This window comes from Bordetella genomosp. 13 (genome assembly GCF_002119665.1).
Taxonomy (GTDB): domain Bacteria; phylum Pseudomonadota; class Gammaproteobacteria; order Burkholderiales; family Burkholderiaceae_B; genus Bordetella.
On sequence record NZ_CP021111.1, the window covers coordinates 2,341,352 to 2,366,700 of the forward strand.

27 protein-coding genes are annotated in these 25,349 nt (G+C 69.8%); 14 read left to right on the top strand and 13 right to left on the bottom strand.

Annotated features, from left to right (window positions below):
* Positions 1-27: 27 nt before the first annotated feature.
* Together CAL15_RS10590 and radA are read right to left on the bottom strand one after the other, a co-directional pair.
* The gene (locus CAL15_RS10590) at positions 28-798 is read right to left on the bottom strand and encodes a sulfite exporter TauE/SafE family protein (RefSeq protein WP_086078558.1); all 771 of its coding nucleotides are present in this window, start codon (positions 796-798) and stop codon (positions 28-30) included.
* Positions 795-2,153, bottom strand: a complete 1,359-nt coding sequence (radA, locus tag CAL15_RS10595) for a DNA repair protein RadA (RefSeq protein WP_086078559.1) — start codon at positions 2,151-2,153, stop codon at positions 795-797. Before radA ends, CAL15_RS10590 begins: the two co-directional genes overlap by 4 nt.
* 445 nt (positions 2,154-2,598) lie before the next feature.
* Between radA and CAL15_RS10600 the strand changes: the two genes are divergently transcribed.
* Genes CAL15_RS10600 through CAL15_RS10610 form a run of 3 tightly spaced genes read left to right on the top strand, consistent with a single transcriptional unit; the run spans position 2,599 to position 5,461 of the window.
* A complete protein-coding gene (locus CAL15_RS10600; protein ID WP_232468178.1) occupies positions 2,599-4,065 on the top strand; it encodes a vWA domain-containing protein in 1,467 nt (488 codons plus the stop codon).
* Between the two features lie 50 nt (positions 4,066-4,115).
* Positions 4,116-4,694 carry an RNA polymerase sigma factor gene (locus tag CAL15_RS10605; protein WP_086078560.1) on the top strand — a complete coding sequence of 193 codons (579 nt, stop codon included), beginning with the start codon at positions 4,116-4,118 and terminating at the stop codon, positions 4,692-4,694.
* Positions 4,691-5,461 carry a hypothetical protein gene (locus tag CAL15_RS10610; protein ID WP_086078561.1) on the top strand — a complete coding sequence of 257 codons (771 nt, stop codon included), beginning with the start codon at positions 4,691-4,693 and terminating at the stop codon, positions 5,459-5,461. Before CAL15_RS10605 ends, CAL15_RS10610 begins: the two co-directional genes overlap by 4 nt.
* Before the next feature lie 105 nt (positions 5,462-5,566).
* Here the strand turns inward: CAL15_RS10610 and CAL15_RS10615 are convergent, their stop codons facing one another.
* Positions 5,567-6,283, bottom strand: a complete 717-nt coding sequence (locus tag CAL15_RS10615) for an SDR family oxidoreductase (RefSeq protein WP_086078562.1) — start codon at positions 6,281-6,283, stop codon at positions 5,567-5,569.
* A gap of 148 nt (positions 6,284-6,431) precedes the next feature.
* Positions 6,432-7,562, bottom strand: coding sequence for an alanine racemase (gene alr / locus CAL15_RS10620; RefSeq protein ID WP_086078563.1), 1,131 nt, complete (start codon positions 7,560-7,562; stop codon positions 6,432-6,434).
* A gap of 140 nt (positions 7,563-7,702) precedes the next feature.
* Here alr and hpnC point away from each other — a divergent pair, with 140 nt between their 5' ends.
* The 3 genes from hpnC to hpnE all read left to right on the top strand — a co-directional run bounded on the left by hpnC (position 7,703) and on the right by hpnE (position 10,810).
* A complete protein-coding gene (gene hpnC, locus CAL15_RS10625) occupies positions 7,703-8,533 on the top strand; it encodes a squalene synthase HpnC (protein ID WP_086078564.1) in 831 nt (276 codons plus the stop codon).
* A gap of 73 nt (positions 8,534-8,606) precedes the next feature.
* On the top strand, positions 8,607-9,470 hold the full coding sequence (hpnD, locus tag CAL15_RS10630) for a presqualene diphosphate synthase HpnD (RefSeq protein WP_086078565.1): 864 nt from the start codon (positions 8,607-8,609) through the stop codon (positions 9,468-9,470).
* Positions 9,467-10,810 (top strand): hydroxysqualene dehydroxylase HpnE, encoded by a 1,344-nt coding sequence (gene hpnE, locus CAL15_RS10635; RefSeq protein ID WP_086078566.1) that lies wholly within the window; start codon positions 9,467-9,469, stop codon positions 10,808-10,810. Before hpnD ends, hpnE begins: the two co-directional genes overlap by 4 nt.
* A gap of 119 nt (positions 10,811-10,929) precedes the next feature.
* On the opposite strand, the gene crcB is transcribed toward hpnE, so the two are convergent.
* The 6 genes from crcB to CAL15_RS10665 all read right to left on the bottom strand — a co-directional run bounded on the left by crcB (position 10,930) and on the right by CAL15_RS10665 (position 17,211).
* On the bottom strand, positions 10,930-11,313 hold the full coding sequence (gene crcB, locus CAL15_RS10640) for a fluoride efflux transporter CrcB (protein ID WP_086081033.1): 384 nt from the start codon (positions 11,311-11,313) through the stop codon (positions 10,930-10,932).
* Positions 11,314-11,449: 136 nt separating this feature from the next.
* Complete coding sequence (locus tag CAL15_RS10645; protein WP_086078567.1) at positions 11,450-11,845, bottom strand: DUF1398 family protein; 396 nt, start codon at positions 11,843-11,845, stop codon at positions 11,450-11,452.
* Between the two features lie 87 nt (positions 11,846-11,932).
* Positions 11,933-12,397 carry a MarR family winged helix-turn-helix transcriptional regulator gene (locus CAL15_RS10650; RefSeq protein ID WP_086078568.1) on the bottom strand — a complete coding sequence of 155 codons (465 nt, stop codon included), beginning with the start codon at positions 12,395-12,397 and terminating at the stop codon, positions 11,933-11,935.
* Positions 12,398-12,548: 151 nt separating this feature from the next.
* Positions 12,549-15,149 (bottom strand): ATP-dependent chaperone ClpB, encoded by a 2,601-nt coding sequence (gene clpB / locus CAL15_RS10655; protein WP_086078569.1) that lies wholly within the window; start codon positions 15,147-15,149, stop codon positions 12,549-12,551.
* Positions 15,150-15,319: 170 nt separating this feature from the next.
* Positions 15,320-16,291, bottom strand: coding sequence for a tripartite tricarboxylate transporter substrate binding protein (locus tag CAL15_RS10660; RefSeq protein ID WP_086078570.1), 972 nt, complete (start codon positions 16,289-16,291; stop codon positions 15,320-15,322).
* A gap of 59 nt (positions 16,292-16,350) precedes the next feature.
* The gene (locus CAL15_RS10665) at positions 16,351-17,211 is read right to left on the bottom strand and encodes a TauD/TfdA dioxygenase family protein (protein ID WP_198299200.1); all 861 of its coding nucleotides are present in this window, start codon (positions 17,209-17,211) and stop codon (positions 16,351-16,353) included.
* A gap of 152 nt (positions 17,212-17,363) precedes the next feature.
* On the opposite strand from CAL15_RS10665, the gene CAL15_RS10670 reads away from it, so the two are divergent.
* From CAL15_RS10670 to CAL15_RS10680, 3 genes are all read left to right on the top strand, one after another.
* Positions 17,364-18,176: an IclR family transcriptional regulator gene (locus CAL15_RS10670; protein ID WP_086078571.1), complete on the top strand. Its 813-nt coding sequence runs from the start codon at positions 17,364-17,366 to the stop codon at positions 18,174-18,176.
* The gene (locus tag CAL15_RS10675; protein WP_086078572.1) at positions 18,173-18,652 is read left to right on the top strand and encodes a gamma-glutamylcyclotransferase family protein; all 480 of its coding nucleotides are present in this window, start codon (positions 18,173-18,175) and stop codon (positions 18,650-18,652) included. Before CAL15_RS10670 ends, CAL15_RS10675 begins: the two co-directional genes overlap by 4 nt.
* 213 nt (positions 18,653-18,865) lie before the next feature.
* Positions 18,866-20,011 (top strand): hypothetical protein, encoded by a 1,146-nt coding sequence (locus CAL15_RS10680; RefSeq protein ID WP_232468225.1) that lies wholly within the window; start codon positions 18,866-18,868, stop codon positions 20,009-20,011.
* Here the strand turns inward: CAL15_RS10680 and CAL15_RS10685 are convergent.
* The 3 genes from CAL15_RS10685 to CAL15_RS10695 form a co-directional block, all read right to left on the bottom strand.
* Complete coding sequence (locus CAL15_RS10685; protein WP_086078573.1) at positions 19,989-20,399, bottom strand: 2Fe-2S iron-sulfur cluster-binding protein; 411 nt, start codon at positions 20,397-20,399, stop codon at positions 19,989-19,991. The genes CAL15_RS10680 and CAL15_RS10685 overlap by 23 nt on opposite strands.
* Entirely contained in the window at positions 20,396-20,992 is a 597-nt protein-coding gene (locus tag CAL15_RS10690) for an NUDIX domain-containing protein (RefSeq protein WP_086078574.1), read from the bottom strand. The genes CAL15_RS10685 and CAL15_RS10690 overlap by 4 nt, the downstream gene beginning before the upstream one ends.
* A 76-nt stretch (positions 20,993-21,068) precedes the next feature.
* Complete coding sequence (locus CAL15_RS10695) at positions 21,069-21,401, bottom strand: hypothetical protein (protein ID WP_086078575.1); 333 nt, start codon at positions 21,399-21,401, stop codon at positions 21,069-21,071.
* Positions 21,402-21,557: 156 nt separating this feature from the next.
* Here CAL15_RS10695 and CAL15_RS10700 point away from each other — a divergent pair, with 156 nt between their 5' ends.
* The 5 genes from CAL15_RS10700 (at position 21,558) to CAL15_RS10720 (ending at position 25,345) form a co-directional block, all read left to right on the top strand.
* Entirely contained in the window at positions 21,558-23,327 is a 1,770-nt protein-coding gene (locus CAL15_RS10700) for a peptidase M14 (protein WP_086078576.1), read from the top strand.
* 6 nt (positions 23,328-23,333) lie between these two features.
* On the top strand, positions 23,334-23,786 hold the full coding sequence (locus CAL15_RS10705; RefSeq protein ID WP_086078577.1) for a copper resistance protein NlpE N-terminal domain-containing protein: 453 nt from the start codon (positions 23,334-23,336) through the stop codon (positions 23,784-23,786).
* 171 nt (positions 23,787-23,957) lie between these two features.
* A complete protein-coding gene (locus CAL15_RS10710) occupies positions 23,958-24,326 on the top strand; it encodes a response regulator (RefSeq protein ID WP_086078578.1) in 369 nt (122 codons plus the stop codon).
* Positions 24,327-24,348: 22 nt separating this feature from the next.
* Positions 24,349-25,023 carry a hypothetical protein gene (locus CAL15_RS10715; RefSeq protein ID WP_086078579.1) on the top strand — a complete coding sequence of 225 codons (675 nt, stop codon included), beginning with the start codon at positions 24,349-24,351 and terminating at the stop codon, positions 25,021-25,023.
* Between the two features lie 109 nt (positions 25,024-25,132).
* Positions 25,133-25,345: a YdcH family protein gene (locus CAL15_RS10720; RefSeq protein ID WP_086078580.1), complete on the top strand. Its 213-nt coding sequence runs from the start codon at positions 25,133-25,135 to the stop codon at positions 25,343-25,345.
* The last annotated feature ends 4 nt before the right edge of the window (positions 25,346-25,349 follow it).

The window sequence follows — 25,349 nt, forward strand, 5'->3', positions numbered from 1 at the left end:
AGCCATTGAAGGCATGCCTCGGCGCCGTCACGACTCGTAGATGAGCAGGGCCACCGTGGCGAACAGCATGGCGGCGAAGCAGGCCCTGAGCACGCGCTCGGGCAGGCGGTAGGCCAGGCGCACGCCCAGCGGCACCAGTGCCAGGCTGCCCAATGCGAGCGGCACGCCGATGGTCCAGTCCGCCTGCCCTGCCCACGTGTACGCGGCCAGCGCGATCATGGATCCCGGGATGATCATGGACAGCGCCAGCGCCTGCGCGGTGGTCTGCGGCAAGCGGAACACGGTGGTGATGATGGGCACGGCCAGGATGGCGCCGCCCACGCCGAAAAACCCGCCGAGCGTACCGCTGGCCACGCCCAGCAGCGCCGCCCGCCATGCCGTCAGCACGGGGGCGGGCCCGCGCGGCGCGGCGCTGGCTGGCCGGCCCTTGCGCCACGTCTGGTGCACATAGAACAGGCCCACGCAGAACAGGAAGGCGGCAAAGCCCAGCCGCAGGGCGCCCGAAGGGATGCCCAGCGCCAGCTGCGCGCCCACCCAGGTGAATGCCACGGCGCCCGCGGCTCCGGCCGCGGCCACGCGCAGGTCGAAGCGCGCATGCTGGTGATACTTGCGCACCGCGACCATGATGGTGGGCAGCACCATGATCAGCGCCGTGCCCTGTGCTTCCTGCTGCGGCATGCCCAGCAGCAGGCCCAGCGCGGGAATGGCGATGAGTCCGCCGCCGATGCCCAGCACGCCGCCCAGGAATCCGATGGCGGCGCCGCCGGCCAGGCATGCCGCCACTACCGTGAGGCTCATCGCAGTTTTTCCAGCGCGTCTTCCAGGCGATCGACGGCCCAGATCTCCAGGCCTTCGATGGCCTGGCGCGGCGCGTTGGCCTTGGGGATCAGCGCGATGCCGAAGCCCAGCTTGGCGGCTTCGCGCAGGCGTTCCTGGCCGCGCGGCGCGGGCCGGATCTCGCCGGCCAGGCCGACCTCGCCGAAGGCCACCAGCCCGCGCGGCAAGGGCCGGTCGCGCAGCGAGGACATGATGGCCAGCAGCACGGGCAGGTCGGCGGCCGGTTCGGTGATGCGCACGCCGCCCACCGCGTTGACGAACACATCCTGGTCGTACGTGGACACGCCGGCGTGGCGATGCAGCACGGCCAGCAGCATGGCCAGGCGGTTGCCTTCCAGGCCCACGGTCAACCGGCGGGGATTGGGCGCATGAGAACTGTCCACCAGGGCCTGCACCTCGACCAGCAGCGGGCGGGTGCCCTCCTGCGTGGCCATGACGCACGAACCCGCCACCTGCTGCGCATGCTGCGACAGGAACAGCGCCGAGGGATTGGCTACGCCGCGCAGGCCGCGATCGGTCATGGCGAACACGCCCAGCTCGTTGACGGCGCCGAAGCGGTTCTTGAAGGCGCGCACCAGGCGGAACGACGAATGGGTGTCGCCCTCGAAATACAGCACCGTGTCGACGATGTGCTCGAGCACGCGCGGGCCGGCCAGCGCGCCGTCCTTGGTGACGTGACCGATCATCACGATGGTGATGCCGGTCTGCTTGGCCAGCCTCGTCAATTGGGCTGCGCACTCGCGCACCTGCGATACCGAGCCCGGCGCGGCGCTGAGTTCGCCGCTGTACAGCGTCTGGATGGAATCGATGACCGCGACCGACGGCTTCTGCTCGGCCACGGCCGCCTGGATGGCCTCGAGGCGGATCTCGGCCAGCAGGTCGACCTGGCCGGTCTGCAGCCCCAGCCGGCGCGCGCGCAGGGCGACCTGCTCGGCGGACTCTTCGCCGGTGACATACAGCACGCGCGCGCTGGCGGATAGCGACGCCAGGGCCTGCAGCAGCAGCGTGGACTTGCCGATGCCGGGATCGCCGCCGATCAGCACCACCGCGCCGGCCACCAGGCCGCCGCCCAGCACGCGGTCGAATTCGTCCAGGCCGGTGGGCTGGCGCGGGGTTTCGCGCGCCTCGATATCGGACAGGCTGCGCACCGGGCTGGAACTGGCGAGCGGCGCGTAGCGATGCGCGGCCGTGCCGGCCGGCGCCTCGGTGGTCTCTTCCAGCGTATTCCACGCGGAGCAATGCGGGCAGCGCCCCTGCCACTTGGGACTGGTTCCGCCGCAATCGGAACAGACGTACACGGTTCGGGACTTGGCCATGGGCGGAAGTTTACCGGGATCGGCAACGGCGATACGTTTGCTTGCACACGCGTTCAACCCCTTTTGGGCGCGTGCTGCGTTCAAGGCATTACGGCCACCACGAAAAGGAACCGCCATGCCTGTCCCGTCCCGCCCCGTACGTTTTGCCTGCACGCTGCTGATGGCCGCGCTGCTGGCGGCCTGCTCGCCGCCGTCGCCGCAACCGCCGCAAGGCGCGAAAGAGCCTGCCAGGGCCTCGTCATCGTCCGCACAGCCGCGCGATTCGGCGCGGCAGGCCGCCTCCGCGCAGCAGGCGTCCCGTCGACCGCCTGCATCGGGGCCTGCACAGTTCGCGGCGGAGGCGGCCCCGCCGCCCGCGCCTTCCATATCGCCCGCCCCCGTCGCGCGACCCTTCGCACACCCATACCGCGGCGAAACCGCGGCGCGCCTGGTCCGGCCCGCGCCCATGGGCATCCCCGCCGACGCCGTGCCGACGGCTGTCGCGGACCGCGAAAACTACGCCGGCTACCAGGACAATCCCGTCCACCTGGCCAGCGAGCAGCCTGTGTCCACCTTCGGCGTGGACGTGGACACCGGCTCGTATGCCAACGTGCGCCGCATCCTCAACGCAGGCCGCCTGCCGCCCCAGGACGCGGTGCGCAGCGAGGCGTTCATCAACTACTTCGACTACGGCTATGCGGCGCCCGCCAGCCGCGAGACGCCGTTCTCGGTCACCACCGAACTGGCGCCCGCGCCCTGGAACCCCGACCGCCAACTGCTGCTGGTCGGCATCCAGGGCTACCAGGTGGCGCGCCAGGACATCCCCGCCGTCAACCTGGTGCTGCTGGTGGACACTTCGGGCTCGATGGCCAGCGACGACAAGCTGCCGCTGCTGAAGGCCGCGCTGCGCCAGCTGGTGGCGGAACTGCGGCCGCACGACCGCGTGGCGGTGGTGACCTATGCGGGCTCGGCCGGCGTGGCGCTGCCCTCCACGCCCGCCCGCGAACGCGAGCGCATCCTGGCTGCCATCGACGCGCTGTCCGCCAGCGGGTCGACCAACGGCGCGGCGGGCCTGGACCTGGCGTACGCGCAGGCCGCGCAAGGCTATGTGGAGCACGGCGTGAACCGCATCCTGCTGGCCAGCGACGGCGACTTCAACGCGGGGCTGACCGATCTTCAGGCCCTGAAGGAAAAGATCGCCGCGCAGCGCAAGCGCGGCATCGCACTGACCACGCTGGGCGTGGGCAGCGGCAATTACAACGATGCCCTGGCCATGCAGCTGGCCGACACCGGCAACGGCAGCTACCACTACCTGGACAACCTGACCGAAGCGCGCAAGGTGCTGTCGCGCGAACTGGCCGCCACGCTGATGGCCATCGCCGGCGACGTGAAGGTGCAGGTCGAATTCAATCCCGCGGCGGTCGCGGACTATCGCCTGATCGGCTATGAGAAGCGCGCCCTCGCGCGCGAGGACTTCAACAACGACCGCGTCGACGCCGGCGAGATCGGCGCGGGCGCCGGCGTGACCGCGCTCTACGAGATCACGCCGGCCGCTGCCGCGCGGCCGCGCGTGGAGCCGCTGCGCTACGACGAGAAGCGCGAGTCCGATGCGGCCGCGCGGCGGCCCGACGCGTCGGAACTGGCTTTCCTGCGCTTGCGCTACAAGCTGCCGGGCGAGTCGCGCAGCAAGGCGCTCGAACAGGCCATACCGGCCGCGGCGTCCGCACAGGCGGGGGCTCGGCTGCAGATGGCCGCCTCGGCGGCGGCCTTCGCGCAATGGCTGCGCGGCGGCAAATACCTGGAAGACTATGGCCCGGCCCAGATCGCGGCGCTGGCGCGAGGGGCGCGCGGTGCGGATCCGTACGGCCTGCGCGCGGAATTCGCCAACCTGGTCGAGCTGGCCGGCTCGTTGGGCACGCCGGCGGTGCGCTGATCATGGAAGCGCCGTGCGCGCCCGCGCCAGCAGCGATACACTGCCCGGCCATGGATGATCCCTCCGGCGCCGACGACGAATCGCTGATGCAGGCCTACGGCGCACGCGGCGACACCGTCGCCTTCGACACGCTGTACGCGCGCCACCGGGCCCGCCTGTACCGATACCTGCTGCGCGGCATCGGCAATCCGCAACAGGCCGACGACCTGTTCCAGGAAACGTGGAGTCGCGTCATCGATGCCCGCGCGCGCTATCGTCCCGAAGCCCGCTTCACCACGTGGCTGCTGCAGATCGCGCACAATCTGCTGGTGGACGCCTACCGCCGGCAGCCCGGCCGCAAGACAGTGGACGACGCCGAGGCCGTGCTGGCGCAACTGCCCGCGGCCGAGCACGAACAGCCCGAGCAGCAGCTGTCGCAGTTCCAGGCCCGGCGCAGCCTGCAGTCGGCCATCGAGCGCCTGCCCGACGAACAGCGCCTGGCCCTGCTGATGAAATGGGAGCACGACCTGAGCGTGGAAGACATCGCGCAGGCCACCGGTACCGCGCGCGAGACCGTCAAATCGCGGCTGCGCTACGCCATCCGCCGCATACGCGACGAATTGGGCGTCTCTTCAAGGAGCGACGCATGAACGCGCCCCGCCCTTCCGACGACGACTTCATGGACGACGATCGCGACCTGCGCGACCTGTACGACAAACTGCCGCGGAACGAGCCCGGCCCCGGGCTGGACGCGCGCATCCGCTCGCGTGCGCATGCCGCGGCGCAGGCCGACCAGCGCGCCCGCGCCGCGCGGCGACGGCTGCATCCCGCCTGGGCGATCGCCGCAACGGTGGTGCTGGCCAGCGGACTGCTGCTGCTGACCGACCTGTCGCAACAGGCAGAGCCGCCGGCCGTGGACGCCGAACTCGCGCAGCCGCCGCAATTGGACGGCCTGGCGCCGGCCGCGCCGCCCGAACTGCCGCCGGAACTGCAGGCGCAGCAGCGGCGGGCCGCGCCGGCCAGGCCCGCGCCGCAGCCTTTCTCGCCGCCCGCGGATCTGCAGTTCGCGCCGCAGGCGCGGGCGCCGGCCGCAAACCGCCAGCCGCCAGCCGAAACCAGCCCGCCGCCACCGGCCGCGACCGCGCCCGCCGCAGCGCCGCCCGCCGACCCTGTGCCCCAGGCAGGCAGCGCGCGCCGCGCGCAGGTCGAAAGCGAACGCAAGCTCGGACGCGCCGACGCGCCGCACGGCGTGGCCACCACCGCCGAGCAGCAGATAGAACGCGTGCGCGCCATGCTGAAAGCCGGCCGGCGCGACGAGGCCGCCCAGGCGTTGGACGCGCTGCGGCGCGCGTGGCCGGACTATCGGGTGCCCGCCGACCTGCGGCATCTGTTGCCCGACCCTGCCCGCTCGCCCTGAAGCCCGCTCGGCGCATCGTGCCGCTGTGCTGGCCGCCCAGCGCGGCGGTCGGCGCGATGATGCTCGCGGCGCCGCAACTGCTGCAGACGGCCGCGCCGGCGCGGCTCAGCGGCCGCCCAGCGACCCGCCGCCGTCCACGCCCAGCACCTGTCCGGTGATGAAGCCGGCCTCATCCGAAAGCAGGAAGGCGATCGCGGCCGCCACCTCGGCCGGCGTGCCCAGGCGCTTCATGGGGATGGAGGCCAGCGCGCGCTTCTCGGCATCGCCGCCGGCGGGATGGTTATGACGGAACAGCTCGGTCTCGATCGGCCCCGGCGCCACCGCATTGACCGTGACGCCGTACTCGGCCAGTTCCAGCGCCCACGTGCGCGTACAGCCCACCAGCGCGCTCTTGGCGGCGGAATAACTGGTGCGGTCGTACGAGCCCTCGATGGCCCGGCTGCAGATGTTGACGATGCGCCCGGTGCGGCGAACCTTCATCGACTCGACGAAGGCCTGGGTGACCTGCACGGCCACGCGCACGTTCAGGTCGATGACGCGGTACAGCGTGGCCAGGTCGATCTCGCCCAGCGGCTGCGGCGACACCACGCCCACATTGTTCACCACCGCGTCCACCGGAAACTTGTCGCGGATCTCGCGCAGCACTTCTTCGGTACGCCCGGCATCGGACAGGTCGCACGCATACAGATAGCCCGGGAAATCCACATCGGCGGTATTGCGCGCGATGCCCACGACGTGGCAGCCCAGGTCGGTAAGCCGCTGGGTCAGCGCCCAGCCGATGCCCTTGGTGGCACCGGTCACCAGCACGCATTTGTCCTTCATGGATGCAACCCTCTAACGTTGATCATTATTCGTGGCAGCGCGACAGGCCATCGGGCGGCCGCGGTGAGTTAGTAGACACCAAGCGGGGGGCGGATGTCATGCGCATTGCGTGACACGCCGGCGCGCATCGCCCGGCCCGCGGCGTGCGTCAGGGACGCGTCAGCACCGGCACGCGCGGCGCGACGGCGCACAGCAGCTCGTAGCCGATGGTGCCAGCGGCGCGCGCCACGTCGTCGACCGACGGGCCGCCCTCGCCCCACAGCGCCACGGGCGCGCCCACGCCGGCGGCGGGCACCGGCGCCAGGTCCACCATCAGCATGTCCATGGAAACCCGGCCCACCACCCGGGTGGGCACGCCGGCCACCGTGACGGGCGTACCCGTGCCGGCATGGCGCGGATAGCCGTCGGCATAGCCGCAGGCCACCACGCCGATGCGCATGAGCTGCTCGGTGCGGAACGTGGCGCCATAGCCGATGGCCTGGCCGGCCGGCACCTGCTGCACCGCGATGATCTCGGAACGCAGCGACATGGCCGGACGCAGCCCGTACGAGGCGGCGGACACGTCGTCGAACGGCGAGGCGCCATACAGGCAGATGCCCGGGCGCACCCAGTGCGGTCCGCCGGCCCCGGCGTGCGCGGTCTCGGGATAGCGCAGCGTGGCGGCGGAATTGCAGACGCTGACCGGCCCATCGGACAGTCCTTCGGTGGCCCGGGCGAAGGTCTCGAGCTGGTCGGCCACGCCGGGCGCGCCGTCGGCGCACGCGAAGTGCGTCATGCGCCCGACCGAGCCCAGAATGCCCTGGCGCTGCAGCTGCCCGGCGCGCGCGTGGGCCTGCGCATAGTCTTCGGGCGCGAAGCCCAGGCGGTTCATGCCGCTGTTGAGCTTGACCATGACGTCGACGCGGCGCGACAGGCGCGCGGCGGCCAGCATGGCCAACTGTTCGCTCGAGTGCACGGTACAGGTGAGGTGATAGCGGTCGACGATGTCGAGATCCGCCGGCTGGAAGAAGCCTTCGAGCAGCAGCACCGGGCCACCCCAGCCGGCCTCGCGGCAGCGCACCGCCTCGTCCAGGTCCAGCATGGCCAGGCCTTGCGCCGCCGAGAATCCGGACACCGCGCGTTCGATGCCATGCCCATAGGCGTTGGCCTTGATGACGGCCCAGATGGAAGCCGGCGTGGCGCCGGTGAGCGCCGCGGCATGGTCCAGGTGGCGTCGTACCGTGGCCAGGTTGTGGCGCAGCGCGGAGATGGAGATGGAGGCGGTGATGGGACGCGGCATGATGCGGATTCCTGTGGGCGCTAGTCTACTCCGAAGCCCCGCGGGCGGGTGCCGGCGCCATTCCTTACAATGACCCGTCCAACCGCGCCGTGCGGACGCGGCCGCGTCCCGTGTCCGCACACGTATCACCGAATCACCGTATGGCCGTCGATCACTACGAGAACTTTCCGGTCGCGTCGCTGCTGCTGCCTCGCCACCTGCGCCCAGCCGTGACGGCGATCTACCGCTATGCCCGCACCGCCGACGACATCGCCGACGAGGGCGATGCGCCCGACGAAGTGCGGCTGCAGAAACTGGGCGCGCTGCGCGCCGAACTGCATCGCATCGGCGCCGAACCCGGCGCGCCGGTTCGTCCCTCGCCAGAACTGGCGCCCATCTTCGAGCCCCTGGCCGCCGCCATCGCGCGCCACCAGCTGCCCATCACGCCCTTCTTCGACCTGCTGTCGGCTTTCGAGCAGGACGTGCGGACCAAGCGCTACGAGGACTACGCCAGCCTGCTGGACTACTGCTCGCGCTCGGCCAACCCGGTGGGGCGGCTGATGCTGGCGCTTTACGACGCGTCCACGCCCGAGAACCAGCAGGATGCGGACGCCATCTGCACCGGCCTGCAGCTGGTGAACTTCTGGCAGGACGTGCGGGTAGACTGGCGCAAGCAGCGCGTGTACCTGCCGCAGGAAGACCTGCGGCGCCACGGCGTGACCGAACAGGACCTGGCCACCTGCAAGCTGACTGCGCAATGGCGCGAGCTGATGGCCTTCGAGGTGGAACGCACGCGCGCGCTGCTACACTCCGGGGCTGCGCTGCCTCGCCGCCTGCCGGGCCGCATCGGCCTTGAATTGCGGCTGGTGGTCCAGGGCGGACTGCGCATCCTGGAACGCATCGAGCGCGCGCGATACGACGTCTTCATGAACCGCCCCGAACTGGGCGCGCGCGACTGGACCGTCATGTTGTGGCGCGCGCTTGCCACTTAGATGAAACAACCCGCCCGTCCGCCGCGCCCAGGCGCCGGCACATCGGCCCGGATGGACAGGTAACCGCAACGACATGACCCCTGACGAATACTGCCAGGAAAAAGCCGCGAAGAGCGGATCCAGCTTCTACTACGCATTCCTGTTCCTGCCCCCGGAACGGCGGCTCGCCATCACGGCGCTGTACGCGTTCTGCCGCGAGGTCGACGACGTGGTCGACGAGGCCAAGGACGAATCGGTGGCGCGCATCAAGCTGGCCTGGTGGCGCACGCAGGTCGACCAGATGCTGGCCGGCAAGCCGGATCATCCGGTCACGCTGGCGCTGCGGCCGCACCTCGAAAGCTGCGGCATCACGCGCGAGCGGTTGCTGGCCGTGATCGACGGCATGCAGATGGACCTGGACCAGAGCCGTTACCTCGACTGGCCTGGCCTGCGCAAATATTGTTGGCACGTGGCCGGCGTGGTGGGCGAGATGTCGGCCGGCGTGTTCGGCTATACCGATGCGCGCACGCTCGAATATGCGGGCAAGCTGGGCCTGGCGTTTCAACTTACCAACATCATCCGCGACGTGGGCGACGATGCGCGGCGCGGCCGCATCTACCTGCCCGTCGACGAACTGCAGCAGTTCGAGGTGAAGGCGGCGGACATCCTCAACGGCGTGTATTCCGAGCGCTTCACCGCGCTGATGCGCTTCCAGGCCGACCGTGCGCGCCAGCTTTACCGCGAGGCCATGAGCGCGCTGCCCGAGGCCGATCGCCGCGCGCAGCGGCCCGGCCTGATGATGGCGGCCATCTACTACGCCCTGCTGGACGAGATCGAGCGCGACGATTGGCAGGTGCTGCACCAACGCATTTCACTGACGCCGCTGCGCAAGCTGATGCTGGCGTGGAAGACCTGGGTGGGCGGAGGCCGCGGCCTGGTGCGCCGCCTGTCGGCATGAAGGCCGCGGTCATCGGCGCCGGCTGGGCCGGCCTGGCCGCCGCCACGGCGCTGCGCGAGCTCGGCGCCAAGGTCACGGTGTTCGAGGCGGGCCGCACCCCCGGCGGGCGCGCGCGCCGCGTGGTGCATCCCGAGTTCGGCGACCTGCTCGACAACGGCCAGCACATCCTGCTGGGCGCCTACACGCAGACGCTGGCGCTGATGCGCCGGCTCGGCCGCAACCCCAATGCGCTGCTGATGCGTCGGCCGCTGCGGCTGGCCAGCCTGGACGGCTCGTTCCGCCTGTCGGCCGCGCGACTGCCGGCGCCCTGGCATGCCGCGCTGGCCCTGCTGACCGCCCGCGGCCCCGGCTGGTCCGAACGCATGGCCGCCATGCGCATGATGGCGGCGCTGCGACGCGACGACTGGCAGGTGCCGGCCGCCTGGACCGTGGCGCAGCTGCTCGACCAGCATGCGCAGCCCAGCCGCCTGACCCGCCAGCTATGGGAACCCTTGTGCCTGGCGGCGCTGAATACGCCGCCCGCGCAGGCCAGCGCCATGCTGTTCGTGCGCGTGCTGAAGGACAGCCTGGCGGGCGGACTGCGCGACAGCGACATCCTGCTGCCCTGCGTGGATCTGTCGGCCCTGTGGCCGGACGCCGCCGCGCGCATGGTGACGATGCGCTACGGCAGCACCGTGCGCCAATTGCAGCCGACGGATCGCTGGGTGGACGTCAATGGCGAACGCTTCGATTCGGCCGTGCTGGCCGTGCCTCCGTCCGTGGCCGCGCGGCTGCTGGGCAACGCGCTGCGCGACAACGGATCGCAGGGATTGCTCAAAGCGCTGCAGGCGTTCGACTACATGCCCATCGCCACGCTGAACCTGCGGCTGGCCCAGCCGTGGCCGTTGCCCGAACCCATGATGATGCTGCGCGAGGACGCCGCCCGCGGCCATGCGGGCCAATGGCTGTTCGACCGTTCGCGCCTGACGGGACGGACCGGCGGCGCGGAGCTGGCCGTGGTGGTCAGCGCGGCCGCGGGCCTGGCCGACGACGAGCGCGACACGATCATCGCCAGCCTGGTCGAACAGGTGCGCGACCAGGCGTCGCGCCATCCCGCCGGCCTTCCGCCCATGCCGGCGGTCGAACTGGCGGAGCTGTTCATCGAGAAACGCGCCACCTTCTCGGCCGTGCCTCACCGCGCGCGGCCGCTGAACCACACGCCGTGGCGCACGCTGGCCCTGGCCGGGGACTGGACCGACACCGGCTATCCCGGCGTGCTGGAAGGCGCGGTGCGCAGCGGACTTCAGGCCGCGCGCGTGCTGCAGGCCGGCGCGGCGGGCGGGCCGACCTCGCACGTCTGAGCGCACGGCTTGCCGGGCTTCCAAGGCGCATGCCCAGTCGCGGGCCGGCCGGTTAGCTGGCCTGCAAGCTTGCCAAGTCGCGGACCCGGCCGCACAGCCTGGCCTGCAAAGCAGGCTTCTCAACGCAACAGGTGCACCGTCGCCAGCCCCAATGCCGTCAGGCACAGCGAGCCCAGCAGGCTGATGGCCGCATAGCCCAGCGCGGCGGCATACGCCCCCCGCTGCAGCATGTCCACGGTTTCGGCCGAGAACGTCGAGAACGTGGTGAGGCCGCCCAGGAAACCGGTGACGGCGGCCAACCGCACCCATGCGGGCCATTCGGGATGTGCCGCGATCACCGCCAGCATGATGCCTATCAGGTAGCCGCCGATCAGGTTGGCGGCCAGCGTGCCCCAGGGCCAGCCGGCGGCGTTCAGGCGCAGACCCAGCAGCCAGCGCAACCAGGCGCCCAGCGCGGCGCCCGCGCCGATGGCGAGAAAATGGGCGGGAATCAGCGGCGTCATGGACAAGTCAGAGGGCGATGAGACGCGCCATCGTAGCTTGCCTGGGGCGGCCGGCAAAGGCTTCGCCATGCCGGGCGCCGACGCCCGCTGGCGTGGCGCCGCGTACGACCTCCACTTTGGCCGGCCGCCGAACCGCTCAGGAAGGAAACGGTTCGACGTGGGTCTCGCCCTTGCGGCCGAAGTAGCTGACGTGCCTGCCGGCCACCCATACCGTGTAGGCGATGCAGCCCGCCAGGCAGGACAGCCGCTTGAATTCCCCGTACTTCACGCTGCCTTGCTGCGCTCCCCGGATGGCGGCCCGGATGGCCGCCGCATCGAAGTTCCGCGCTATGGGCACGTCGGGAACTTCCAGGTTGATGCTCAGCGTCTCGCCGTCCGGCAGATAGTAGGTCGTGCGTCGCGCGCGGTAATCCGCGACGTACGATTCGACGCCGGCCTGCACCATGAGCCCGACGACTTCGCCGAAATGCAATCGGCCGGCGCGCGAACCTTCGGAAGCTTCGTGAATGAGAGCGCGGGTAGTGCCGTCCATGTTCACCTCCTTGTGACAATGGAAAACCGCTTCATCGCTGGGCACCTTCGTGCCACCTTGCGAAATGCGTCTTCAGGCGCGCCCAGTTCATGCGACGGGCACCTGCTTGAACCGATGATGCGAGACCAGCTTCTGCAGCGCGTCGCGCAGCGCCTCGCGCTCGCCGCGCTTCAGGTGTCCGAAGAAATGGGCATCGTTCTGGTCCGCCAGCGCGCACAGCCGCGGGACCAGCGTCTTTCCGCCAGGCGTCAGCGCCAGTACCTGCTCTCGCAGTCCGCCGGCCAAGCTGCGGCGGGCCAGTCCCTTTGCTTCCAGGCGGCTGACCACCTTGGAGGCCGCGCCCTTGGTCATGCCCAGGCTCAGGATCAGCTCGGCATGCGTGGTTTCAGGCTTGTCGAACAGCGTGCGCAGCGCCACCCACTCCGTGACCGAGAGACCCTCGGCCTCCAACAGCTGCTGGAACCGCAAGGACACGTGATTGGAGACGAACCGCAGCCAATACCCAAGGTGCGAATCCAGCTTGCTGGGCTGCTGCTTCGCGGCGCGTTTCATTGACCGTTTCCATGGAAACCTGATGAACGCAGTCTAGTTTCCATGGAAACCAGAAGTCAAGCCCCGAGGCGAGCAGGACATTGCCGGCGTCCAATGAAAAAGGCCCCTCGATACATCGAGGGGCCCCGTGCCGCGACGCCGACGCGCGGCGCTACTGCAGCGTGCGCGTGAACACGAACTTGCCGTCGCGCCAGTCCACGGGCACGACGTCGCGCGGTCCGAACACGCCTTCCAGGATCAGCTTGGCGACCGGGTTCTCGATCTGCTGCTGGATGGCGCGCTTGAGCGGGCGCGCGCCGAACACGGGGTCGAAGCCCGCGCGCGCCAGCTCGGACAGCGCGGCGTCCGTCACCTCGAGACGCATCTCCTGCTTCTCGAGGCGGTCCGCCAGGCGCTTGAGCTGGATGCGGGCGATCGACTCGATGTGCTGCGCCTCCAGGCCATGGAACACGACGACCTCGTCGATGCGGTTCAGGAACTCGGGCCGCAGCGTCTGCTTCAGCTCGTCCCACACCACTTCCTTGATGACCTCGTACGGCTTGCCCGCCATGGACTGGATGTGCTGCGAACCCAGGTTGGACGTCATCACGATGACCGTATTGCGGAAGTCGACGGTGCGGCCCTGGCCGTCGGTGAGGCGGCCGTCGTCCAGCACCTGCAGCAGCACGTTGAACACGTCGGGATGCGCCTTCTCGACCTCGTCCAGCAGCACCACGCTGTAAGGTTTGCGCCGCACGGCCTCGGTAAGGTAGCCGCCCTCTTCATAGCCCACGTAGCCCGGAGGCGCGCCGATCAGGCGGGCCACCGAGTGCTTCTCCATGAACTCGCTCATGTCGATGCGGATCATGTGCTCTTGCGAGTCGAACAGGAAGTCGGCCAGCGCGCGCGTCAGCTCGGTCTTGCCCACGCCCGTGGGGCCCAGGAACAGGAACGAGCCATACGGACGAGACGGATCGGCCAGCCCGGCGCGCGAACGGCGGATGGCGTCGGACACCAGCCGCACGGCCTCGTCCTGGCCCACCACCCGCTTGTGCAGCACGTCTTCCATGTGCAGCAGCTTGTCGCGCTCGCCCTGCATCATCTTGGACACCGGGATGCCGGTGGCGCGCGACACGACCTCGGCGATCTCTTCGGCGCCGACCTGCGTGCGCAACAGGCGCGGGCGATCGCCGTCGGCCTGGCCCGACTTCTGCTGCTCGGCCGTGTCGGCGGCCTGCAGCCGCGCTTCCAGTTCGGGCAGCTTGCCGTACTGCAGCTCGGCCAGCTTGTCGAATTGTCCCTTGCGCTGCAGCTCGGCCATCTCGGCGCGCACGCGGTCGATCTCTTCCTTGATGGCCTGGGTGCCCTGCACCGCGGCCTTCTCGGCCTTCCAGATCTCTTCGTAGTCGTTGTACTCGCGCTGCAGCTTCTCGAGCTCTTCCTCGATGACGGCCAGGCGGCGCTTGGACGCATCGTCGGTCTCGCGCTTGACGGCCTCGCGCTCGATCTTCAACTGAATGATGCGGCGGTCGAGCCGGTCCATCACCTCGGGCTTGGAGTCGATCTCCATGCGGATGCGCGCGCCGGCCTCGTCGATCAGGTCGATGGCCTTGTCGGGCAGGAAGCGGTCGGTGATGTAGCGATGCGACAGCTCGGCGGCCGCCACGATGGCCGGATCGGTGATCTCGACGCCGTGGTGGATCTCGTAGCGCTCCTGCAGGCCGCGCAGGATGGCGATGGTGGACTCGACGTCGGGTTCGTCGACCAGCACCTTCTGGAAGCGGCGCTCGAGCGCGGCGTCCTTCTCGATGTACTTGCGGTATTCGTCGAGCGTGGTGGCGCCGATGCAATGCAGCTCGCCGCGCGCCAGCGCGGGCTTGAGCATGTTGCCCGCGTCCATGGCGCCCTCGGCCTTGCCGGCGCCCACCATGGTGTGCAGTTCGTCGATGAAGACGATGTTCTGCCCGTCGTCCTGCGCCAGTTCTTTCAGCACGGCCTTCAGTCGTTCCTCGAACTCGCCGCGGAACTTGGCGCCCGCCAGCAGCGCGGCCAGGTCGAGCGACAGCACGCGCTTGCCGCGCAGCGTCTCGGGCACTTCGTCATTGACGATGCGCTGCGCCAGCCCTTCGACGATGGCGGTCTTGCCCACGCCGGGTTCGCCGATCAGCACCGGGTTGTTCTTGGTGCGGCGCTGCAGGATCTGGATGGTGCGGCGGATCTCGTCGTCGCGGCCGATGACGGGATCGAGCTTGCCCTGCCGCGCGCGCTCGGTCAGGTCGAGCGTGTACTTGGACAGCGCCTCGCGATTGGATTCGCCCTCGGCGCCCGAGACGTTCTCGCCGCCCCGCACCGCATCGATGGCGGCTTCGAGCGCCTTCTTCTGCAGGCCCGCGTCGCGCAGAATGCGGCCGGCCTCGTTCTTGTCGTCGGCCAGCGCCAGCAGGAACAGCTCGCTGGCGATGTATGTGTCGCCGCGGCGCGCCGCTTCCTTGTCGGTGCGCGTCAGCACGGCCTGCAGGTCTCGCCCGACCTGCACGGTGTCGGTGCCCTGCACCTGGGGCAGGCCCTTGAGCGCCGTGTCCAGCGCCGACTGCGCGCGGCTGACGGCCACGCCGGCGCGCGCCAGCAGGCTGGCCGCGCCGCTGTCGGGATCGGCCAGCAAGGCCGCAAGCACGTGTTCGGGCTGGATGTACGGGTGATCGCTGCGGGCGGCCAGGCTTTGCGCATCGGCCAGCGCCTGCTGGAACTTGGTGGTGAGTTTGTCGAATCGCATGGTGGTCGGTTGGCAATATGGGCGGCCCGCGACGGCGAACCTGATGTCCTGAATGTGCGGACGCCAGCAGGGATTTCAATACCCCCGGGCGCCCGCCCTCCAGGCGGACACGACCTGCCCGACCAGCATAGACGGATCCCGCGCGGCGCGCCACGGCACGCCGCGCCGCCTCATTCGGCCTGGATGCCGCTCGTGCGCACCACCTCGCGCCACTTCGCGATCTCGGCTTTCAGGAAGCCGTTGAATGCCTCCGGCGTCGACGCCACCGCCGTCATGCCCATGTCGGTCAGCGTGCGCCGCACCTGCGGCGTCTCGAGCACGGCGGCCGCGCCGTCCCGGATGGCCGCAAGCACCGGCTGGGGCGTGCCCGCCGGCGCGACCAGGCCGAACATGCTGCCCACCTCGAAGCCCTTCAGGGTCTCGGCCACCGTGGGATATTGCGCAAAGGCGGGATCGCGCTGCGCCGAGGCCAGCGCGATGATCTTCAATCGCCCGCTCTGCACCAGCGGCAGCGCCGACTGCAGCACGTCGAACATGATGTCCACCTGCCCGCCGATCAGGTCGGTCTGCGCGGGACTGCTGCCCTTGTAGGGCACGTGCACGATGTCCACGCCGGCATTGCTCTTGAACAGCTCGCCGGCCAGGTGCGTCGACGTGCCGGCGCCCGGCGACGCATAGGTAAGCTTGCCGGGGTGGGCGCGGGCCCGCTCTATCAGTTGCGGCACGGTGTTGAACGGAGCGTCCGCCCGCGCCACGAGCACCAGCTTGGACTCCACCAGCTGGCTGGCGCCGGTCAGGTCGCGCAGCGTGTCGTAGGGCATGGAACGCCGCACAGACGGATTGATGGTGTAGGCGCTGTTGACCATGCCGATGGTCTGCCCGTCCGGCGCCGCCTTGGCCACCTGGTCCGCGCCTATCATCGTGCCGGCGCCCGGCTTGTTCTCGACAATGACGGGCTGCTTCCAGCGCGTCTGCAGGCCCTCCGCCAGCACACGGGCCAGCGCGTCGGTGGGACCGCCGGGCGGGAACGGCACGATCAGGCGCACGGGCCCGTTCGGATAGGGCGACGCCGCATGCGCGACGGGCAGCCAGGCGCATGCCGCCAATGCCGCGCACAGCGCGGCCTTCAGTGTTTTTCTCATGATGTCTCCTATGCCGCATGGGCGGCTTGTTGTAATCGGATCGGTGCGATGGTCCGCGACTATGCGGCGGCGTCCAGTGTGGTCGTGCGGCGCAGCTCGCGGCGCGCGGACAGGTCGAAGGGACGCCCGCGGTGCAGCGTGCTGCGGTTGTCCCACATGACCAGGTCGGCGGGCTGCCAGACGTGGCGGTACACGAAGCGGGGCTGCGTCGCGTGTTCCAGCAGGTCCATCAGCAGCAGCCGCCCTTCGGCCACGGACAGCTCAAGCACGTGGCTGGCATGGGCGCCGATGAACAGCAGCTCGCGCCCGCTGCCCGGATGGCGCCGCACCAGCGGCCACGCCGCGGCCGGGATGGCCTTGCGCTGCTCTTCCGAGTAATCGGTATCGCCCAGCAGGAAGCGCGAATGCAGCGCGTAATGCTCGGCCGTCAATCCGGCCAACCGCTGTTTCATGGCGTCTGGCAAGGCGTCGTACGCCGCGCGCACGTCGGCGAACTCCGTCTCGCCGCCCTCTTCGGGCAGCACCACGGCGTGCAGCATGGAATAGCGGGCGGGGGGATCCTGGAACGAGCTATCGCTGTGCCACAGCTGGTTGGCCAGATTGCCCACGATCTTGCGATGGTTGCGATCGGCCACGCGGCCGTGCTCGTCCACGTTCGAAATGTCGAGCAATTCCTCATGCGCCAACCGATTGGACGATTTCGAGGCTTTTTTGAAACCCAGGTCCAATTCTCCGAAGCTGCGCGCGAAGCGAAGCTGGGCTTCGGGGGTCAGCGCCTGACTGCGGAACACCAGGACGGCATGGCGGTCCATGGCGGCGTCGACCGCCTGGATTTGAGCCGCGTCCAGCGGTTGCGACAGATCCAGGCCGTGCGCCTCGGCGGCGAAGCCGGGCATGATGGGGGTCAAGGTCAGGGCCAAGCGCGTCTCCGTTTAATGAAATTTGATTTTATTATAAACACAACATCACGCCAGGCGAGCGATTTGCGCGTCAGTAAAATCCCGCAAAACGGAATGCGCCCTCATCCGGTCCACAGCCGGCCCGGCGCTCATCATTCAATTCAGGAGTCTCTATGCAGGAAGTCCCGCCGGGCGGCGAACTCATCGAAGGCGAGGTCAGCGCGCTGGCGCGCGGACTGGCCGTGCTGCGCTTCGTCGGCGCCAGCGAGGCGCCCGTCACGCTGAAGGAGATCTCCGAAGGCACCGGCATTCCCAAGCCCACGGCGCTGCGCCTGACCGGTACGCTGCTGTCCGCCGGACTGCTGCGCCGTCCGCCCGGGTCCGAGCGCTATGACCTGGGTCCGGGCGTGATGGCGCTGAGCCATGCGTACCTGTCCAAGCTGGACCTGCGCGCGCAGGCGCGCGCGCACATGCGCACCTTTGCCGAGGAAGCCGGCGTCACGGTGCACCTGGGCACTCGGGACCGCCTGGAAATGGTGCTGCTCGAATCGGTGCGGCCCGCGTCGGCGGCGATCGTCATGCGTATCGGCATCGGCGCGCGGCTGGGACTCGCCACGTCGGCATCGGGGCGCGCCTACCTGGCCGGCCTGCCGCAAGACGAGCGCACGCGCCTCATCGACAGCCTGCGGGTCGGCATGGACGACCGATGGCCAGTACTGGCGCCGCCGCTGCAGCAGGCCCTGGCCCAGTATCAGGAGAAGGGCTACGTGGCCTCGTTCGGCGAATGGCATCCGGACGTGAACGCCATCGCCACGCCGCTGCTCATGCCCGATGGAGAGGTCTATGCGTTGAACTGCGGCGGGCCCGCGTTCAAGCTGCCGCCCGACACGCTGTCCAACGAAGTCGCGCCACGCCTGCTGGCGTGCGCGCGCGCCATCATGGCCGACACGGGCGCCACGCTGCCCGACCGCAAGGATGCGCCATGAGCGCCACCTGCGTCTTCGTCTATGGCACGCTGCGGCGCGGCGAGATCAACGATCTGGAACGCGCCGCGGCGCGGGCCGGCCTGCCGCCGCCGCGCGCGGCGGGCCACGCACGAGTGCCCGGCACACTGGTCGATTTCGGCGACTGGCCCGGCCTGCTGCCCGACTCGTCGGGCCGTACGGTGGTGGGCGAGCTGTACCACGTCGAACCCGGGCTGTTGGCGCTGATGGACGCGATCGAGGAATACACGCCCGGCACGCCGTGCTGTTTCGTGCGCCGCGAGATCATGGCAGAGACGGACAATGGCCCCGTCGCATGCCAGTACTACCCGATAGACCCGGCGTTTCGCGGCCAGGCGGCGGACATCGATGGCGACGACTGGGTCGCCTATCGCGCGCGTCGGGACAGCGCACGGGTACAGATTGTCGGCACGGCGTTTGCTGGCCGACCGCCGGCGGGCGCCGGAGTCCGCGACTGAACAGCCGCCGGGCCGCCGCAGACTGCATACCGCATACTGCATAGCGCATACCGCAAGCCGCGCGCCGCTGGCCGCATACAATGACGGCCTTCGCCGTCGCCCTGCCGGCCCGCGCTATACCCAAGGACCGCCATGCCGCAGCGGGTTATCCCGACACCAGACGCCTGTCCATCCCTTGCGCGAATCGCGCCGCACCGAGTTGCCGCGTTGCTGATGGCGTTCGCGTGCATCGCGGCCTCGGGCAGCCCGTCGTACGCACAGCCGGCGTCCGGCGAACGCGATCCCTACATCGAACACCTGCCGCCTGCGCCGCGCGCGGCGCCAGCCTGGCAGCGCATCGAACTGGGCGGCGCGGGCAGACGCTATCCGTTTGCGATCTATGCCAGCCGGCAGCTCGACCAACCCGCCCAGTTGCGCGCCGTGCGTCGCGTGATCATCGCGGTGCACGACGACCGGCGCGACGCCGCGCAGGCGTACCAGGCCGTCACCGCCCTGTATGCCGGCAATCGCGAGCGCGCCGACGACACGCTGGTTCTCGCTCTGAAATTTCCCAGCGCCATCGAAGCCGGGTTCGGCGGCCTGCCCGTCTGGCGCCGCGGCGACTGGAAAGACGGGCAGGCCAGCGCCTCCGGCAACGGACGGCCGCGGCCGGTGGGCGCCTTCCAGGTGATGGACGATGTGCTGCGCGACCTGACCACGCCCGGTCGCCTGCCCGCGTTGCGCGAGATCGTGGTCGCGGGCCACGGCAGCGGCGGACAGATGGTGCAGCGCTATGCGGTGCTGAACGGCGTGGACGAAGCGCTGCGCGCGCAGGACCTGGCGCTGTCGTATGTGGTGTCCAACGCCGACTCGTATCTGTACCTGACGCCCGACCGCCCCCGCCCCGATGGACGCGGCTACGCCCGCTACGAACGCGGCATCTGCCCCAATTACGACCAGTACCGCTATGGGCTGGACAGCCTGCCGCCGCTGCTGGGCAAGCCGGATCGCGCGCGGCTGGCCGCGCGCTACGCGGGACGCAGCGTGGTCTATCTGTTCGGCAGCGCGGACAACAATCCCGAGCAGCCCGGCCTGGACAAAAGCTGCGGCGCCGAGGCCCAGGGCGCCACGCGCCTGGCGCGCGGCCTGAACTACTGGCGCTACCTGACCCAGCCAGGACACGGCCGCGCGACGTCGCACCGCGCCTTCGAGGTGTCCAACGCCGGCCACGGCGGCGCGCACCTGTACAGGTCGACTTGCGCGGTGCAGGCGCTGATGGGGCCGTCGGCAGTCTCGTCCGCGGACGCATCCCGCTGCATCCCGCTGGTGGACGCCGCCGACAAAAGCGGCGCTCCCGCTAAGAGCGGCGCGCCCCGGTAAGCATGCCGGGCGGGCGCGGACGGAACTGCAGCGCCCTGGCGTTCGGCACCTCCAGCAGCAGGTCGGACTGCGCGACCGCCACGCAAGGCAATATCCAGCCCTCGGCCTTCTCGTCCGGACTCAGGCCCGGACGCTCGATGCTGTAGGCCACCTTTCCTTCGAGCATCCGGCACATGCACGTGCGGCACGTGCCGTTGCGGCAGGAACTGGGCAGCCGGATGCCGGCGCGCAGGGCTCCGACCAATACCGTGTGGCCCTCGGCGCAGTCATAGCGCCAGCCCGAGGGTTGCAGCGTGACGGCATGCGCGGGCCGCTGCGGCGCGGCGGCCGCGGCCTCTGCCGGCCGCGCCTCAGCGGCGTCGACCGCGGGCAACCGCGTATCGCTCATGGCGCGACGTCTTCCCACTGAAGGGGCCAGGCGCCGCTAAGCACGTTCTGCAGCCACAGCATGCAGGTCAGGGTCTTGGCGTCGGTGACCTCGCCTTGGCGGCACGCCTCGACCAGTTCGTCGAGGTCGACGGCATGCACGTCCAGGAACTCGTCCTCGTCCAGCTTCCGCGTGCCCGCACGCAACTGGCGAGCGAAGAAGATGTGGATGATCTCAGTGGAATAGGCGATGGCCAGATGCAGGTGGCCCGCGCTGGCCCACTGCCCGCCCGTATAGCCCGTCTCTTCGAGCAGTTCGCGCCTGGCGCAGTCCAGCGGCGCCTCGCCGGGATCGAGCTTGCCGGCGGGAAATTCGGTCATGACGCGGCCCACGGGATAGCGAAACTGGCGTTCGACCAGCACGCGCCCGTCGTCCAGCAGCGGAATTACCACCACCGCGCCAGGATGCACGACGTATTCGCGCCGCGCCTCGCGCCCGCTGGGCAGCCGCACGGTGTCGCGGCGGATCTTCAGGAAATCGCCATCGCAGATCAGTTCGCTTTGCAGCGTGGTCTCGGCAAGATGGGCGTCGTCGGGCGCGGCGTGGTCGGTCATGTCGGCGGGCAGCGGCAGCTATCGAAACGGGGCAGCTTACCACCGCCCGCGCGGCGCCAGCGTGACGAAACGGCGGCTATCGCGCCTGCATCTGGCGCCGTTGTTCGAGCTCTTTCAGGCAGGCGGCCACACCGATGCGCATCTGCTCGCTGTCGACCGCGGCGCGGTCCGATACCGTGCGGCAGCGCTGATACTCCTCCAGGCTTTCCTGCGTGTCGCGTATCGGCGCCGGCGCGGGAGCCGGCTGGGCGGCCATAGGCGCGGGCGATTCGGTGATGCGCAAGGTGGAAGGCGGCGAGGCGCTGCCCGGCGACGACGGGAAGTTGTACTGCTGCACCGGCTGTGCCAGCGCGGCGCCGGACAGTATCGAGAAACCCAGCGCGGCCAGCGCTTGCATGCGTATCTTCATGGAACCACCTCGGAAAAACGAAAACGGCTGGGCAATCGTAGTCGGCCCGGCGCGGGGCGGGCGTGTCCATCGGCAACAGAGCGTAGCCCCGGGGCCCATTGCCCGTTTCCCCGGCATGGTACAAGGCATGCAACGTCAGCGTCCTGGAGCGCGCCCTTGATCCTGCTGGACACCGTCTTCGAACGCACCCTGGACGCATGGGTGCGCGAGTTCTCCGCCACGTCGTGGCGCGGCGCGCACCTGGAAGGCTGGCTGTTCGAAGGCCGGCAGGCGCGGCGCGACGCCGAAGCGCAGCTGGCCAGGGCCGGCGTCAGCTCGCGGCTGCGCAGCGCGTACAAGCCCCTGCTGCATCATTTCCTGGAAGAGGTCGATACGCGCGGGCTGCGGCGCGTTCATGTGCGCTATCCCGTACACCCCCAGGCCGCGCCCAATCGCTACAGGCTCGAAGCGTATCCGCTGGCGGCGCTGTATGCCGGCGTGGACGTCGCGTTCGAGGCGGGCGGCCCCGAACTGCTCGCGCCGCTGCCGCGCTACCAGTTGGCGCTGCACTATGCCGACGGCCGCGTGCTGTCGCACGAAGTGGTTGCGCCCAATACGGTCAACGATTCCCCCGACGGCCCGGCGCTGTCTCCCACCGCATGGCTGCGCGTGCGCGATGCCGACGGCGCGCTGCGGCGCGACGCGGCCTGGCGCAGCGAATACCAGGCGGTGTTCGACGCGACGCTGGACTGCGTGCGCCGACACTCATGGGAACGCGGCGAGCCCTATTTCGACCGGCTGGAACTGCGCGTGGACATCCCGGCCATCGAGTTCGCGCTGGACCGCGACGAAGACCTCGTCAGCACGTGCGAGGCGCTGCACGAAGACCTGTACTTCTCGCTGCTGGAACACTTCCAGCGGCTGTCCGGCCTGCCGCCCGGCGACCGGGGCCTGCAGCCGGGCCAGATCGTGCCCGACGTGCGGGCGCACGCGGGCCCCGCCCGCCTGCGCATCGCCACCTGCGCGTTCGCCGCGCCGGCGACCGTCGTGCCGCGGGCGCCCGACGGCCCGCTGGAGCTCGTCGATGCGCCGCTGGCGCCGGACGGCATCGCGGGGGTCATGGCGGCGCTGGGCGGCCGGCCGTTCCAGGCCACGTCGCGCCAGGGTCGTCCCGTGCTGGGCGCGTACGTCGCGGGGCCCGGCCCGGCGGTGCTGATCTCGGCCGGCCAGCACGCCAACGAAACCTCGGGCGTGGTGGGCGCCCTGCGCGCCGCACAGGCCCTGCAGGCTGCCGGCGATGCCCACTACGCCCTGATCGCGGCCGAGAATCCGGACGGCTACGCGCTGCACCAGGACTATCTCGCCGTGCACCCGCGCCATATGCACCATGCGGCGCGCTACAGCGCGCTGGGCGACGACATCGCGTACCGCATGCGCGCGCCGCGGCACGAACAGCAGGCCCGCATCGACGCCCTGGCCATCAGCGGCGCGCGGCTGCACATCAACCTGCACGGCTATCCCGCCCACGAATGGACCCGTCCGTTGTCTGGCTACCTGCCGCGGCATTTCGAGTCGTGGACCGTGCCCAGGGGCTTCTTCCTGGTGGTGCGCCACCACCCAGGATGGCAGCGGCACGCACAAGCCCTGGTCGACGCGGTGACGACGCGGCTGGCGCGCGTGCCGGGCTTGCTGGAGTTCCATGCCGCGCAGACGGCGCTGTACGAGGCGCACGCGGGACAACCCGGCTTCGGCACGGTCAACGGCATCGCGGTGCACATGGCGCAAAGCGAGGTGGAGCTCGCTCCGGTGGCCTTGCTTACCGAATTCCCGGACGAGACGGTCTATGGCGAGCGGTTCCGCTTCGCGCACACGGTGCAGCAGGCCACCGTGCTGGCCGCGACGCAGGCGTGGCGCGGCATACTTGACACATTTCAGCAAGGAAATTGATACAAGGTGAAACCGACGCGGCTGTCCCTGCTGATCTCCTCCGGCCTCTGCGCCGGCCTGCTGTCGGCCTGCATCGTGCCGTCCGGCGCCGGTCGCGCGCGGGCCTTGTCCGCTCCCGCGCCCGCGGCTGCGCCGCAGAACGCGCGCAACGGCCTGAACTGGGTGGGCGCCTATGAAGGCGTGCTGCGGTGTGCCGCATGCCCCCACGCGCGCGTGCGCCTGACGCTGGAGGCCGCCGGAGGCTATGAAATGCAGGCCGCCCCACCCGACTCCACGATCCCCACCGTTACGCGCGGCGCCTACACCTGGCTGCCCGACGGCAATTCCATACAGCTGGACGCGTCCGGGCACAGCCTGCGTTTCCTGGTGGCGCGCGGGCGGGTCGTGCTGCTGACCGACGGCGGCGCGGTGCCCACGCCGGCCCAGGAGGCCGGCCGCGCCCTGGTCCGCCTGCCTTGACGGCCGCTCCCTGCGCGCTCCGGAAGTTGGCATAATGAGACACCGGAACCGCTCGGACCGTGTCGCGTTGCGCAGGCAGGCCCGCAGCCAGGAACCAAGAATCAGAAATCTCCGAACGCGTCGCGGCCCCACGCTGCCGCCTCGCTCAGCCCCTCCCAAGGAGCACCTCGCTTGACCGACCTACACGCGCCTCGCGTATTGCTGGTGGACGACAACGCCATGGCATCCGAACTGTTGGCCGATTTCATGTCCCTTTCCGGCATCGACGTCCGCAGGGCGGCAAGCGGCGCCGAGGCGCTCGAGCAAAGCGCCGAGTTCCTTCCGCATGCCGTCATCGTCGACATCGTCCTGCCCGATACCGACGGCTACCTGCTGGCCAATCGCCTGCGCGAGCAGCACGCCCAGCAGCCGCCCCGGCTCATCGCGCTCAGCGGATTGCCCCGCGACCCGCAGCGTCGCAACGTCGACGTCTTCGACTCCTGGGTCGAGAAGCCGGCCGATCCGCACACCCTGGTCAAGCTGGTCAGCCCGCTCGCCTGATTCCGTTCCACGAGGCTGCAGGATGTCATCGTTTCCCGAGACGCAAGGCATGACCGACCCGCGCTACGTGGCCGGCTTGCAGTTCCGAGTGCTGGCGCTGATCTTCCCGGTGCTGCGGCACGAAGTCATCCGCCCCATCTCCAACGCCTCGCTGGCAGCGGCCATGCTGCACCATGCCCCCGAACGTCCCGCCACCGAGGTCGACGGAGACCATCGCCAGGACGACCTGATCACCGACCTCGAGGGCATGCTGGCGGAAAGCACGTCCGAAGTGCGCCGGCTCAGCGACTGGCTCGAGGACACGGGCGGCACCATGCTGCTGTCCGACGTGCTGGCGCAGTGCCGCAAGCTGGTCTTCACCCAATTGTTGCGCTCGGGCAAGCAGATCCACCTGCCCGAGCGCTGTCCCAAGGCCGTGCTGCCCGAGTTCTCCGCGCGCTACGTGCTGCTGGCATGGCTGCTGTGCCTGCTGGACGGCATGCCCGATGGCGCCGAACTGCGCATCGACGCGGTGGGCGAACACGAGTTGCGGGCCTATCCCGGCGCCGTCCAGCCCGCGGGCGCCGCCGGCGGCCCGAGTTCCGGCATCACGGCCGACGAATGCATCGCGCTGGCACAGGTGCATGGCTGGCGGGCCCGTCGTGACGACGCCGCCTGGATCCTGCAGCTGCCCTCCTCCGACGGCGCGCGCGTCTGATCCGTCCGCCCACCGGGCGTATACTGAACCGATCCCAGGCAACGGCAATCCCGACGGCCTCGCCGCCAGCATGCGCGGCGCATGGCCTTTCTTGTCAAGGAGGTGCTCCATGTTTCCTGAGTTTCGCGACCGGCAGTCCACGCTTCAGAACAACGATCGGCATTTCGACAGCATGTGCCGCAGGCACAGCGACCTGGACCAACGCATTCAGAACATCGAAAGCGGCCGAGCCACCGGATCGTCCCTCGACATAGAGAAACTCAAGAAGCAGAAGCTGTACCTCAAGGATCGCATCTACGCGATCCTGAAAGACGGCGGCTAGCATT